Annotated in this window: 12 protein-coding genes; 7 read left to right on the forward strand and 5 right to left on the reverse strand. The window is 70.7% G+C overall.

Annotation, left to right across the window (positions count from 1 at the left end; all coding sequences use genetic code 11):
- Window positions 1–135: 135 nt before the first annotated feature.
- Window positions 136–2,880, reverse strand: coding sequence for an FtsX-like permease family protein (locus tag ACTOWY_RS39330; protein WP_441314683.1), 2,745 nt, complete (start codon window positions 2,878–2,880; stop codon window positions 136–138).
- Window positions 2,881–2,949: 69 nt separating this feature from the next.
- Window positions 2,950–3,546: a PadR family transcriptional regulator gene (locus ACTOWY_RS39335; RefSeq protein ID WP_441314684.1), complete on the reverse strand. Its 597-nt coding sequence runs from the start codon at window positions 3,544–3,546 to the stop codon at window positions 2,950–2,952.
- Between the two features lie 188 nt (window positions 3,547–3,734).
- Between ACTOWY_RS39335 and ACTOWY_RS39340 the strand changes: the two genes are divergently transcribed.
- The 3 genes from ACTOWY_RS39340 (at window position 3,735) to ACTOWY_RS39350 (ending at window position 6,732) form a co-directional block, all read left to right on the forward strand.
- Window positions 3,735–4,388, forward strand: coding sequence for a LuxR C-terminal-related transcriptional regulator (locus ACTOWY_RS39340; protein ID WP_441314685.1), 654 nt, complete (start codon window positions 3,735–3,737; stop codon window positions 4,386–4,388).
- Between the two features lie 95 nt (window positions 4,389–4,483).
- A complete protein-coding gene (gene tdh / locus ACTOWY_RS39345) occupies window positions 4,484–5,515 on the forward strand; it encodes an L-threonine 3-dehydrogenase (protein ID WP_441314686.1) in 1,032 nt (343 codons plus the stop codon).
- Between the two features lie 32 nt (window positions 5,516–5,547).
- The gene (locus tag ACTOWY_RS39350) at window positions 5,548–6,732 is read left to right on the forward strand and encodes a glycine C-acetyltransferase (RefSeq protein WP_441314687.1); all 1,185 of its coding nucleotides are present in this window, start codon (window positions 5,548–5,550) and stop codon (window positions 6,730–6,732) included.
- A gap of 98 nt (window positions 6,733–6,830) precedes the next feature.
- Here the strand turns inward: ACTOWY_RS39350 and ACTOWY_RS39355 are convergent, their stop codons facing one another.
- Window positions 6,831–7,388 (reverse strand): helix-turn-helix domain-containing protein, encoded by a 558-nt coding sequence (locus tag ACTOWY_RS39355; RefSeq protein WP_441314688.1) that lies wholly within the window; start codon window positions 7,386–7,388, stop codon window positions 6,831–6,833.
- A 39-nt stretch (window positions 7,389–7,427) separates the two neighbouring features.
- Between ACTOWY_RS39355 and ACTOWY_RS39360 the strand changes: the two genes are divergently transcribed.
- Complete coding sequence (locus tag ACTOWY_RS39360) at window positions 7,428–7,949, forward strand: GNAT family N-acetyltransferase (RefSeq protein ID WP_441314689.1); 522 nt, start codon at window positions 7,428–7,430, stop codon at window positions 7,947–7,949.
- Window positions 7,950–8,824: 875 nt separating this feature from the next.
- On the opposite strand, the gene ACTOWY_RS39365 is transcribed toward ACTOWY_RS39360, so the two are convergent.
- On the reverse strand, window positions 8,825–9,451 hold the full coding sequence (locus tag ACTOWY_RS39365; RefSeq protein WP_441314690.1) for a uridine kinase: 627 nt from the start codon (window positions 9,449–9,451) through the stop codon (window positions 8,825–8,827).
- Between the two features lie 75 nt (window positions 9,452–9,526).
- Between ACTOWY_RS39365 and ACTOWY_RS39370 the strand changes: the two genes are divergently transcribed.
- From ACTOWY_RS39370 to ACTOWY_RS39380, 3 genes are all read left to right on the forward strand, one after another.
- The gene (locus tag ACTOWY_RS39370; RefSeq protein ID WP_441314691.1) at window positions 9,527–10,006 is read left to right on the forward strand and encodes a DUF4383 domain-containing protein; all 480 of its coding nucleotides are present in this window, start codon (window positions 9,527–9,529) and stop codon (window positions 10,004–10,006) included.
- A 469-nt stretch (window positions 10,007–10,475) separates the two neighbouring features.
- A complete protein-coding gene (locus ACTOWY_RS39375; protein ID WP_441314692.1) occupies window positions 10,476–11,591 on the forward strand; it encodes a carboxylate-amine ligase in 1,116 nt (371 codons plus the stop codon).
- A 9-nt stretch (window positions 11,592–11,600) separates the two neighbouring features.
- A complete protein-coding gene (locus ACTOWY_RS39380; RefSeq protein ID WP_441314693.1) occupies window positions 11,601–12,680 on the forward strand; it encodes an rRNA adenine N(6)-methyltransferase family protein in 1,080 nt (359 codons plus the stop codon).
- On the opposite strand, the gene ACTOWY_RS39385 is transcribed toward ACTOWY_RS39380, so the two are convergent.
- Window positions 12,616–13,470: a putative RNA methyltransferase gene (locus ACTOWY_RS39385; protein ID WP_441314694.1), complete on the reverse strand. Its 855-nt coding sequence runs from the start codon at window positions 13,468–13,470 to the stop codon at window positions 12,616–12,618. The two genes, ACTOWY_RS39380 and ACTOWY_RS39385, sit on opposite strands and share 65 nt — an antisense overlap.
- Between the last annotated feature and the right edge of the window lie 10 nt (window positions 13,471–13,480).

The raw sequence follows: 13,480 nt of genomic DNA on the forward strand, positions 1-13,480 counted from the left end.
ACCAAGAAGCACCTTATCCGCTGCCTCAAGCGCTATCTGGCCCGAGAGATCTATCCCCGGTTGATGGCCGACCTGGCCGACATGCAGGCCCTGCAGACGACTTGACAACCATAGGAGCATCACGATGGCGTTTGCCTAGGTGTGGCGGCGGTCGATGCGGACTCGGCCGCGTACGCAGGCCAGGGCGACCAGGGCTGCGATCGCGGGCACCACCACCAGCACGAAACCGATCACCGGCCAGGGCAGCACCAGCTCGTAGGGCAAGGCCACCGGGCCCTCGCGCCACATCCGGCGGGCGCCCTGGGCGGAGATCATCGCGGCGGGCAGGATGCCGACCAGCACGCCCAGCACGCTGCCCAGGCCGGAGATGATCAGGGACTGGGCCACGGCCAGGGCGCGGCGAGTGCGCACGGTGGCGCCGACGGTGGCCAGCATGATCGAGTGGCGCTGGGTGTCGATCAGTGAGAGCACGGTGGCGGTGACCGCGGCCGTGGTGCTCAGCAACGCGGTGCAGGCCAGCAACAACAGGGCGAACAGCGCGGCCTCGCGGGTGTCGCCGCGTTCGACGTAACTGCCCAGGCCGGCGGCGCTGACCATCTCGGCGATCCGGTCCTGCTCGAACCCGCTCAGCCGCCGGTCCAGCTCGATGTCCAGCGCGCGCAGCGACACCGGCACGCCCAGCCGCTCGGCGGTCCGCGGTGGCAGCACCACCAGCGCCGACCCGACCTCGCTGTCCACCGCCATGGCCGGTAACGACAGTTCGTGGCTGCCCTGCGGGGTGTTCACCACGAACCGGGTGCTGCCCTCCTGCACGTACCGGGAGTCCAGCACCACCGCCTCGCCGCGGTCCAGCGCGGCCGCCGCGGCCGGGTCGGCGACCCCGCTGACCCGGCGCAGCAGCTCCGCGTCGCCGACCACCACCGCGCCCAGCAGCCGCCGGTGGTGCACGCAGTCCGGGCCGCCCGGCGGCAGCCACTGCTCCCGGGTGGTCCAGTCCGCGCCGCACCCGGCCGAGGGCGCCATGGCCACCTCCACCGTGCGCGGGCAGCCACCGGCGCCGCAGGTGTCCCAGGCCCCCGGCAACGCGGTGACCTCGGCGAAGGAGCGGACCGGCAACGCCTCGCCCAGGCTGTCCCGCAACTCCGCCAGCCCGGCGGGACGGTCGGCCGCGTCGGCGATGAGGACCGCGGCGTGCCGGTCCGGCAGGGTCGGCCAGTAGCGGCCGGAGGTGTAGGCGTTGCGGGTGGCGTCCAGGGTGTCCAGCGCGATGGTGCCGATCACCACCATCATCACCGCGGCGATCGCGGGTGCGCTGCGGGCCCGGTGCCTGCCCAGCTCGCGCAGGGCGATCCGCACGCTCACCGGCAGTGCGGGGGCCAATGCGGCGATCCGGCCGACCAGCGCCGGGAACCAGCAGAACAGGCCCACGCTGATCAGCACCGTGGCCACCGGCACCAGTCCGCGCCAGTCCAGGAAGAACGCCGCCGCCGCGGCCACCGCCAGCCCGCTGAACACCAGCGCGCCACCCAAAACCGGGGTGACCCTGGACGGCCGCCGGTCGCTGCGCCGCTCGGCCAGCAGCTGCCCGGCCTTGGTCCGCCCGGCCCGGACCGCGGGCACCACGGCCGCGGCCACCCCGGTGAACAGGCCCAGCGCGACCGGCAGCAGCAGATCGTCGAGGCCGACCTCGAACCGCCAGATCTGCGGCAGGTCGAAGCGCAGGAACACCTCGATCAGCACCGCCGCCGCCCCGGTGCCGGCCAGACTGCCCAGCACCGCGCCTGCCAGGCCCAGCAGCAGGCCCCAGACCAGCAGCAACAGCACCAGCTGAGCGCCGCTGGCCCCGTTGGCGGCCAGTGCGCCCAGCTGACGACGGCCCAGCCGGATGCCCACGGCGAACATCGCGCCGCCCAGCAGGATCACCTGGACCACCGCGATCCCGGCCAGCAGCATGCCCAGCCGCTCGCCGGTGGACTGGCTGCGGTCGTGCCCGCCGGTCAGGTCGTCGATGAGCAGGTCGTGGAAGCTGCGGTAGGCGCCGGGCGGATCGCCGGGCAGCGGGATCTTCTCCGGTGGCGGGGGCGCCTGCACCGCGCCGCGGGAGTACACCGCGAGCCCGTGCTCGTTGGCCGCCAGCACCCCGGCCCAGTCGATGTCCTTGTCCACCAGCCACATCCGCCCGCCCAGCCGGGGCGCCTCGGCGGGTGCGGCGCGCAGCAGCTGCTCGTAGAGCGCGCCGGGCTGGGCGAAGAGCACCAGCTCACCGTGGTCCCTGGTCGGCCTGGCCTCCCCGACCACCAGGAAGGACCGCCCGGCCGCTGGCACCGCCACGGTGGCGCCGAGGTCGATCCCGGCCCGGCGCAGGAACTCCGGCGAGGCCGCCACCTCGTCCGGGCCCTTGGGCGCCCGGCCGCGCACCTGCTCGGTGATGCCGCGGGCCAGCGGATGGAGGTAGTCCAGCTCCTGGAACTGGGTGCTCAGCCGGGCCGCGCCGGTGGTGGTGGTCAGCAGCGAGCGGGTCATGGTCAGCACCAGCGCGCCCGGCGGCAGCTCCGGCCGGGCGGTGTGCCGGTGCCCGGGTGTGACCTCGGCCGGCAGCGCGGCGCGCAGCTGGGTGCCGTCCAGGTTCTGCAGGATCGGCACATCGCCGAAGCCCGCGTCGGTGACCCTGGCCGCGGCCTGGCCGATGTTCTGTTCGATCGTGCGCCGGGGGTTGCCGCGCTGGGCGTCCGAGAGCACGTCGCTGAGCAGGGTCGCGGCCACCGGCACCGAGATCATCACGGCCAGTGCCAGGCTGGCGCCCTTGGTCGCGCTGATCCAGCGCAGCACCAAGCGGCACACCGCCCGCACCGCGGGCGGGGAGAACACGCCGCCCCGCACCAGACCGCCCCCTCCGCAAAGGGTTACCGAAAACCTCCGGCAGCAGTCTTCCGGGCGGGAGCGCTCAGGTCATCCTCCTACCCGCCCGGGTTCTGCCTGCTCGGCGGGCACAGGCGCCGGAGCCGCCGCGGCACCGGCGGTCTCCACGGCCTGCGCGCGCCGGGCCAGCCGCTGCTCGCACAGTTCCAGCCAGCGCACCTCGGCCTCGGCCTGGAACACCAGCGAGTCCAGCACCAGCAGCCAGGCCAGGTCCTCATCCGCGGAGGCCTGCGCCTTGAGCCGGGTGTAGTTCTGCAGCACCCGCAGGGTGTGCAGCCGCTGCACCCGGACGATGCCGCGGGCGTCCACCCCTGGCAGCGCCGCCGCCAGGGCGATCTTGATGGCCAGCTCGTCGCGCGCGGGCGCGCCGCGGTCGACCGGGCTCTGCAGCCAGCGCTGCACCTCGCCCCGGCCACCGTGGGTCAGCCGGTAATAGATGTGTCCCTCGGCGTCCTGTCCGGCCGGTTCGACCAGATCATCGCGTTCGAGCCGCCCCAGGGTCGTGTAGACCTGCCCGATGTTGAGCGGCCAGGTGGATCCGGTACGCGTCTCGAACTCGGCGCGCAACTGGAAGCCGTACTTGGGTCCCTGCTGTAACAGGGCCAACAGCGCCTGGCGGATTGACATGACCCCGTAGGTACCATCTCCGCCCGCGCTTGTCGCCCCTCTGTGGAAATCTGGTTTGGACCAGTTGGCGGGTCGCGCAGTGGCACACGCTGGCTGGATCGAAAACTCGAAACTCCACACAGTGACAACATATCGAGTATGTTAACCTGCGACATCCCTGACGCCGCCCCTGAATTCCCGAGGTTTCCATGGCACCGTCAGCCGTTGTCCGGGTATTCGTCATTGATCCGCAGCCCATTGTCACCACCGAACTGCGCACCGTGTTCGCACCTATCGGCGACATCGACCACATCGGCGGCGCGACCTCATGGTGTACCGCGTATCCCCAGTTCAGCCAGTATCCTCCGGATGTCGTACTCCTGGAGTTGGCCACCACCCTCGACGACGGCCTTGAGCTGATCAGGCATGTCCGCGAATACCACCCGGACACCGAGGTCCTGGTGTTCAGCGGCGAGGGCCGACGGGTGTTCGCGGCATTACGCGCCGGCGCCCGCGGTTTTCTGCTGAAATCCGCGAACCGAGCCGAGCTGATCGAGGCGGTGCGCCGGGCGCGCGCCGGAATCGCCACCGTGTCACCAGAACTGCTGTGCCAACTCGTGGCCGAGGTTCAGCAGGACGGCAGCAGGCCAAAACTGTCGGAGCGCGAGCTGGAGGTGCTCCGGCTCGTCGCCACCGGCCGCCGCAACGCCGAGATCGCTCGCGGCCTGTTCGTCACCGAGGCCACCGTGAAGACCCACCTGCAACGGGTGTTCGCCAAGCTCAAGGTGAAGGACCGGGGCGCGGCGGTGCGGGTCGCGGTGGCCGCCGGACTGCTGCCGGGGCACGTTGTGCAGGCCGACTGAATCCCCAGTTCAGTAATCGTCGATGGACGCATGCGCACGCGCGCACGCAGACTTCCAGGCATCTCGCGCGTCCCTGAGTTCTCTGGAGTTGCCTGGTGAAAGCCCTGATCAAGGCCAAGGACGAGCCCGGCCTGTGGCTGGAGGACGTCCCGATGCCCGTCGTCGGCGCCGACGACGTGCTGGTGAAGGTGCTGCGCACCGGCATCTGCGGCACCGATCTGCACATCCAGGACTGGGACGACTGGGCGCGGCGCAACGTGCCGGTGCCGCTGATCACCGGGCACGAGTTCGTCGGCGAGGTGGTCGAGATCGGCTCGGCCGTGCGCGAGGTCGCGGTGGGCGACCTGGTCAGCGGCGAGGGGCACCTGGTCTGCGGCAAGTGCCGCAACTGCCTGGCCGGGCGGCGGCACCTGTGCGCCCGCACCAAGGGCCTTGGCGTGCACCACAACGGGGCCTTCGCCGAGTACGTGGCGCTGCCCGCGACCAACGCCTGGGTGCACCGCAACCCGGTCGAGCTGGACGTGGCCGCGATCTTCGACCCGTTCGGCAACGCCGTGCACACCGCGCTGAGCTTCCCGATCATGAACGAGGACGTGCTGATCACCGGCGCGGGCCCGATCGGCGTGATGGCCGCGGCGGTGGCCAAGCACGCGGGCGCCCGGCACGTGGTGATCACCGACGTCAGCCCGTACCGGCTGGAGCTGGCCGAGAAGGTGGGTGTGTCGCTGGCCCTGGACGTCAGCAAGCACACCATCGCCGACGCGCAGAAGCAGCTCGGGCTGCGTGAGGGCTTCGACATCGGGATGGAGATGTCCGGCCAGCCCGCCGCGTTGCGCGAGATGATCGCGAACATGACCCACGGCGGCCGGATCGCCATGCTCGGCCTGCCCAGCAAGGAGATCCCGGTGGACTTCTCCACCGTGGTGCTCAACATGCTCACCATCAAGGGCATCTACGGCCGGGAGATGTTCGAGACCTGGTACTCGATGTCGGTGCTGCTCGAAGGCGGCCTCGACCTCAGCCCGGTGATCACCCACCGGTTCGGCCACGAGGACTTCGAGGAGGCCTTCGGCACCGCCCGCGAAGGGCGTTGCGGCAAGGTCATCCTCGACTGGACCACGAACTGAGTCTCGCCCCCACTCGCACCGAAAGGGACCTGATGTTCGGCACCATGCGCGAAGATCTGCGCGCCAGCCTCCAGGAGATCCGCGACGCAGGCCTGTACAAGGCCGAGCGGGTCATCACCACCCCGCAGAACGCCGCGGTCGGCGTCGGCGGCGGACCGAAGGTGCTCAACTTCTGCGCCAACAACTACCTGGGACTGGCCGATCACCCCGAGGTCGTCGCCGCGGCCAAGGCCGCGCTGGACGAGTGGGGCTTCGGCATGGCCTCGGTGCGGTTCATCTGCGGCACCCAGCAGATCCACAAGGACCTGGAGTCCAGGCTGTCGGGTTTCCTCGGCACCGAGGACACCATCCTGTACAGCTCGTGTTTCGACGCCAACGGCGGTCTGTTCGAGACCCTGCTCGGCGCCGAGGACGCGGTGATCTCCGATGAGCTGAACCACGCCAGCATCATCGACGGCATCCGGCTGTCCAAGGCCAAGCGGTTCCGGTACAAGAACCGGGACATGGGTGACCTGGAGCGGTGCCTCATCGAGGCCAAGGACGCCCGCTACCGGCTGATCGCCACCGACGGCGTGTTCTCCATGGACGGCTACCTCGCCCCGCTGGACGAGATCTGCGCGCTGGCGGAGAAGCACAACGCGCTGGTCATGGTGGACGATTCGCACGCGGTCGGCTTCACCGGCCCGACCGGCGCGGGCACCCCGGAGCTGTTCGGCGTGCAGGACAAGATCGACGTGCTCACCGGCACGCTCGGCAAGGCCCTGGGCGGGGCCAGCGGCGGGTACGTCTCCGGGCGGGCCGAGATCGTGGAGCTGCTGCGCCAGCGCTCCCGGCCGTACCTGTTCTCCAACTCCCTGGCGCCCGCGGTCACCGCCGCCTCGATCAAGGCCCTCGACCTGATCAGCACCTCCGGCGACCTGCTGGAGAAGCTGCGGCAGAACACCGAGCTGTTCCGCCGGGAGATGACCGCCCGCGGCTTCGCCGTGCTGCCCGGCGAGCACCCCATCGCGCCGGTGATGATCGGCGACGCGGCCGAGGCGGGCCGGATGGCGGAAGCCTTGCTGGAGCAGGGCATCTACGTGATCGGCTTCTCCTACCCGGTGGTGCCGCACGGCAAGGCCCGCATCCGCACCCAGATGTCCGCCGCGCACAGCACGGATGAGGTCTGGCAGGCCATCCACGCCTTCGAGAAGGCCCGCGAAACCCTCAAGGGCTGATCCCCCGGCGTGTTGGCCGTTCTCGTACGCCCAGTTGGCCAAACTCGTACGCCGAGTTGGGCCAACTGGGGCGGCGAGTTGGGCCAAGTGGGACGGTTTCAGGTGCGGCGGGCGAGGGCGACCAGGTAGCGGCAGGGTTTGCCGGTGGGGTTGATGTAGGCGCAGGGCTGGGGCGGGCCGAGCTGGAGGCAGTCGCCCTTGGCCAGTTCGTGCCGGACCTCGCCCTCGCGGAAGTCCAGGCGGCCGTCCAGGACCCAGATCTGGTGGTGCACCAGGGTGTAGGTGTCCGCGGGGTACTCGACGACGGCGTTGCCGGGGAGCTCGACCTCGACGAGTTCGAGGGGCCCGCCCGCGGCTGGTGAGACCGCGCGGCGGCGGTAGCCGGTTTCCGGATCTGTCCACTGTGGCTGGTCGGCGGCGCGGACCAGCCGGCGTTCGCCTTCGGCGCGGGCGATGAGTTCGGACAACGTCATGCCCAGCGCGGCGGCCAGGCGGCCCAGCAGGACCGCGGTGGGCTGCGCCTCGCCGCGTTCGATCTTGCTGATCATCGCCCGGGACACACCGGAACGCTGGGCGAGCGCGTTGATCGTGATATCCCGGGCGACCCGGGCGTCTTGCACGGTGGTGGCGAGCGACACGGAGAGCGGATCCGACATGCCGTCCACTATAGCGACACTTCTGGCTACTATAGTTTCATGAACGGAGTGCGCGACGCAGCAGCAGAGGACGCGGAGGCGTGTGCGGCGATCTACGCCCCGTACGTCACCGGCACCACGATCACCTTCGAGACCGAGGCGCCCGGGGTGCCGGAGATGGCCGCGCGGATCGCCGAGGCACAGCGCGAGCACGCGTGGGTGGTGCTGGAGGAGGACGGCCGGGTGGTGGGTTACGCCTATGGCGGGCCGTTCAAGGCTCGGGCGGCCTATCGGTGGTCCTGCGAGGTCAGCGTTTATCTGGAGTTGGGGCGGCGCCGGGCTGGGGGCGGGCGGGCGTTGTATGGGGCGTTGTTCGAGCGGCTGTCTGCGCGGGGGTATCGGACGGTGGCGGCGGGGATGACGCTGCCCAATGCGGCGAGTGAGGGGTTGCATCGGGCGCTGGGGTTTGAGGTGGTGGGGACTTATCGGCGGATCGGGTGGAAAAGCGGGGGATGGCATGACGTCCGGTGGGCGCAGTTGATGCTCTCGGACGAGAAAGGCGCACCAGCCGAACCTCGCTGACAAGAAGCGCACCCCCGCCGGAGTGTTGGCCGTTGTCGTACACCGAGTTGGCCGTTATGGACGCCGAGTTGGCCGTTGTTGTACGCCACGTTGGCCATTGTGGGACGGGCAAGGGGTGCGGGGTGGGGGTGAAACCCCACGACGAGGGCCCTCGCGTGTTCTCCGTACGGCCTGGAGCATGCAGACCACACCCCGAGGAGCGGCCCCTGCAACCTGCGTAACCCTTGCCTCCCAAGGTGACGGGGGCCGCTCATCGGGGTGTGGTTGGCTGGCGGAAGGCCGTACGGAGAACACGCGAGCCCTCGGAGCCACGCTGGGTCAGGCCCCGGCAACCCAAACCCCGCCCCGCAACCCGCTGGACCCGGCTCTTGATCTGCCCCACCCCTCCGGTGGTCTGCCCGGCCGGCGAGGCCATCCCTTTTTGATCTTCGGGTTTTGATCTAAACCAAAATCAAGATCAAGAGCGTCCTCGCCGGACGGGCAGAAATCAAAGGATGGGGGGAGAAGATCAAAGGCAAAGAGCAGTGCTCGTACGGTTCCCCATCCCCGTCAGCCCTCCGATACCAAACCACATCCCGGGCAAGCGGCCCGTTGCGGTTGGGCGGGCACGCGGAAGCAGGTTGCAGGCCGCTTGCCCAGGATGCGGTGTGTCCTCTCCAGGCTGACGGGGATGGGGAACCGCTCGGGGGATGTTTTCGAAAAGCCACCCCCGCCGCCAGGCTCCGGGCTTCGCCCGACCGCAGCTGCCTACGGCGTCCCACAACGGCCAACGTGGCGTACAACATCGGCCAACACACCGTCCATAACGGCCAACTCGGCGTCATAACGGCCAACTCGGTGTACGACAACGGCCAACACGCGCGGGGGTGGGTGGGTTAGGGGTCTACTAGGGCTGGGTGGGCGGGGTTGTCCAGGCGGACTACCAGGTTGGCTTGGGATTCTGGGTTTACCTCTTCTGTGTAGCGTTTGAAGGCTGGGAGGGTCCAGTGGGCGGACTCGGGGGTGCGGCGGGCCAGGGCGGGTTCGGAGAGTCTCAGGTGGACGGTCAGGTCCAGGGGGAGGCCTTGACCCAGGAGGAGGGGGCCGTCCAGGAGGAGGACTCCACCTGGAGGGAGGGGGACTCGGGCGGCGCGGGTGGCGCGGTCGGTTTCCGGGTTCCAGAGGGTCGGGAGGACCTGGCCGGAGCCGTTGGGGGACAAGGGGTCTAGGACTTCGCGGCGGAGGGCGTTGGTGTCCAGCCAGTTGAGGTAGAAGGAATCCGGGTCGTGGCGGCCTTGTTCCAGGCGCAGGGAGGCGGGGCGCAGGAAGTCGGCCGCGCGTACCCGCAGCACCGGGCGGCCGCGCACTCGCAGGGGCTCTACCAGGGCGTCGGCCAGGCGTTCGGGTTCGGCCGCGGCGGCGCCGTCCACGGCCACCCGCGCCCATGGTTGTCCGGACAGGGTGGCGATTCGCTCGGCCACCTCCGCCACCAGAACCTCGAAGGACACCGGTCGCACTCGCACCCCCGCATCCTGCCAACCCGCCGCGTTTGGCCGGTGCCTGCCCGGGTAGCCGGAGATCGAGCGCGGAGGTGCGCGATGAGCGAAGTAGTGGGACCGGCCCGGTTCCCGTGGCCACAGCTGGTGGCCCTGAGCACGGGCGCGGTCTTCTTCCTGCTGGGCCTCACCGGGTTCGCGATCACCGGGTTCACCGACTTCCTCAGCCACGATCCCGGCGAGCACCTGGCCGGCTTCACGCTGAACCCGCTGCACAACCTGGTGCACCTGGTGTTCGGCCTGGTCGGCGGGATCTGCGCGAGCGGCCTGCGGGCCACCTTCGGCTACGGCTGGCTGCTGATCGCCGGCTACGGCGCGACGCTGGTCTACGGCCTAGCCGCAACCGGTGATCCGGCCCTCGATCCGCTGAACCTGAACTGGGCGGACAACCTGCTGCACCTGGCCTTCATCGCGGTCGGCGTGGTGATCGTGGCCGGTGCGGCCAAGGTGGGCAGGGAGGACGGCTGGGTGGTGCCCCGGCCGGGCGCGCCGACCCCTGGCGAATCCGCCGGACGGGGGTGACCTACTGCACTTCCGGGTTCCGGAACAAGAGGAGGTAGTAGACCGTTGAACATTTCGACTGACGCGTGTGTGATCCGGCGACGACCTACCCGAGAGTCGCTGTCCAGGCCGGATGGCACGCGGTGAACTCCCCCAGACCACCGCCTCCCCCATCCGGGCACAGATCACCGCGTCAGTCCACTGCCGTCGGTCGGTAACACCCCCCTCGCCGGCCGACGGCCCTCTTCGTCAAGTTTTGGGGAACAAACGGCAAGTGCGATAAGTTGTAGGTAGCGGTCGGCGTGTTACGTGTCCCCCGGGCTCACTTTCCGCCTTCATGGAATACCGTTCGGCTGGAGCCATGTCGTGCCTTTCGCCGAGAGGCGACCTAGCGCGTCGACCGCCCCTACTTCCCCGCCCTGCCGGGATGCTCCCCGTAGCCACCCGGATGCGCGCAGCCTTGCGCGCCTGGCTGGGGCAGGGTGAATCCATGAGTGAGTGGACCTTCGGGGTCGAGGAAGAGTTCATCCTCGTCGACGCGGACACCGGCAGGCTGGCGGCCCAGGCCGCCGCGGTCCGGCACGGCGCCGACGCCAGCGGCTCGGACGACGAACTCCAGCTGGAGCTGACCCGCTACCAGGTGGAGATCGCCTCGCCGGTCTGCACCACCGCGGACCAGCTCGGCGAGAACCTCACCCGGCTGCGTGGCAGGCTGGCCGCCAGTGCCCGGGAGCGGAACCTGCACCTGCTGGCCACCGGCACCGCGGTGCTCGCCGAGCCCTGGCCGCCGCCACTGGCCGGGCAGGACCGCTACCAGGTCATCGCCGAGCGCTTCGGCGGGCTGATCGACACCCTCTGCGGCTGTCACGTGCACGTGGCCATCCCCGATGCCGAGTTCGGCATCAAGCTCAGCAACCACCTGCGGCCCTGGCTGCCGCTGCTGCTCGCGCTCAGCGCGAACTCCCCGTTCTCCCGCGGCCAGGACAGCGGGCACGCCAGCTGGCGGCACGTCACCTGGGCCCGCTGGCCCTCGGCCGGGCCGCCGCCCTTCTTCGAGTCCGCCGCGCACTACGAGGCCAGTGTGAGCGCGCTGCTGCACGTGGGCGCGGCGCTGGACCGCAAGATGGTCTATTGGGACATCCGGCTCTCCGAGGCGCAGCCGACCCTGGAGTTCCGGGTCTGCGACGTGGCCGCCACCGTCGAGGAGGCCGTGCTGCTCGGCGTGCTGGTCCGGGCGCTGGCCCAGGCCGCCAGCCACGACCTGGACACCGGGGTGGCCGCCAAGCCGATCCCGCACGAGGTGCTGCGGGCCGCGCTGTGGCGGGCCGCCAGGGACGGCCTGGGCGGCTACTGCCCCGATCCGGAGTCCGGGGCGCTGCTGCCGGTCAGCGTCGTGCTGCGGCGCGCTCGGCAGCGTTTGCGGCCGTTCCTGCTCGACAACGGGGAGCTGGAACTGGTCGAGGAACTGACCGAGCACCTGTGCACCGTGGGCGGTGGCGCGCACCGGCAACGGCAGGCGATGGCCCGCCGTGGCGAGCCGATGGACGTGGTCGACCTGCTCGCCCGGCAGACCACGGTTTCGTCATTACTGGACTCGCCCAGCTAGCGTAAGGGGGTGCAACCAGGTCGTCCTCCCCGAAACCACCAGCCCAACCACTCCAGCGTCCACCTGCTCTGGTCCCAGAAGGTGATCTCCGAGCTGGTGGACAACGCCGTGCTGGGCCCGGACGACCTGGTCATGGACCTGGGCGCGGGCACCGGCTCGATCACCGCCGAACTGGTGCGCACCAGCGCCAGGGTGCTCGCCGTGGAGCGCGACGAGGAGTTCGTCGGCGACCTGGAGCGGCGCTACGGCGACCACGAGAACCTGCGGGTGGTGCACGACGACCTGCTCTCGGTGCCACTGCCGCACCGGGAGTTCGCGGTGGTGGCCAACATCCCGTTCTCCATCACCACCGCGCTGCTGCGCCGCCTGCTGAACACCCCGAACGGCTCGCTCACCCAGGCCGACCTGCTGGTCGAATGGGGCATGGCCAAGCGGCTCACCGCGGCCTGGCCGCGGGACCTGGAGGCCGCCTGGTGGGCGGCCCGGTTCGAGATCTCGATCAAGCACCGGGTGCCGGCCACCGCGTTCCGCCCCGCGCCCAAGATCGACGCCGCGCACCTGGTGTTCAAGCGCAAGACCGGCCAGAGCAAGCACCTCCAGGGTGTGATCTGGGCCCTGCTGAGCACCGCCTACGGTGGCCCGAACGTGCCCGCGCGCACCGCGCTGACCTCCTTCATCACCCGGGGCCGGGCGCACCGGATGCTGCACGAGATCGGCATCGAATCGCAGGCCCCGGTGGGCACCATCAAGCTCAGTCAGTGGCTGGGCATCGCCACCGAGCTGGCCGCGGACAAGTCGCTGTCCTGGCCGCCGCTGCCGAAGAACCTGCGCACCGACGGCTCGCGCCGGGAGGAAGCACCCAACCGCGGGCTGCGGGCTCCCCAAGGAAAGGCGGCACAGGGCAAGGCCGCGCAGGGCCGGGCGAACCAGGGCAACGCGGGTCGTGGCCAGGGCAACACCGGCCAGGGCAAAGCGGCCTACGGCAAGGGCAAGGGCGGCCACGGCAACTCCGGCCAGGACCGGTCTAACCAGGGCCGTTCCGCACAGGGCCGGTCGACCGGTAAACCCCGACGCGCACCTGGGCGCTGACCGCGTAGGGCTCCGGCAGGGTGGCGATCCGGCAGGCGAGTTCGGCCGGGTCGGTGTGCCAGGCGTTGGGGCCCATGCCGACCACGGTGGCCACCTCGGACCGGGACAGGCCCAGCCGGAACCGCCGCCGGATCTCACCCACCTGGGTGAAGTGTGCGCCAAGTTGCTCGTCGACCCGGCGGCCTTTGTCCGCGTCCACCCGCAGCAGGCCCAGCTCGTCCACCAGCGCGCCCAGGTGGCCGCTTTCCGGGGTGACCACGACCAGGCGGCCGCCGGGGGCCAGGATGCGGGCCATCTCCGGGCCGTTGCGCGGGGCGAAGACGTTGAGCAGCACCGCGGCCACGCCCTCGCGCACCGGCAGCCCGCGCCAGGCGTCGCACACCACCGCGCCCGCCCTCGGGTGCGCCCGCGCGGCCCGGCGCAGCGCGAACTTGGACAGGTCCAGGGCCAGCCCGACCGCGGCCGGGGACTGTTCGAGGACCTCGGCCAGGTAGTGCCCGGTGCCCGCGCCGAGATCCACCACCGGCCCGCTGACCCCTCCGCCGAGGGCCTCGGCGATGGCCTCGCCGATCGGCCGGTAGTGGCCGGCGCCGAGGAAGTCCGCGCGGGCGGCGACCATGGCCGCGGTGTCCCCGGTGCCCGCGCCCGCGTCCCCGGCGAGCAGGCTCAGGTAGCCCTGCCTGGCCAGGTCGAAGGTGTGCCCGGTGGCGCAGCGCGCGCTGGGCCCGGCCAGGCTCAGGCCGAGGCCGCAGTGCGGGCAGGCCAGCAGTCCGAGCACGTCAGCGAGCACGGCCAAACCC

Origin of the sequence: Crossiella sp. CA198, from assembly GCF_052078295.1 — a bacterium.
Lineage (GTDB): Bacteria > Actinomycetota > Actinomycetes > Mycobacteriales > Pseudonocardiaceae > Crossiella.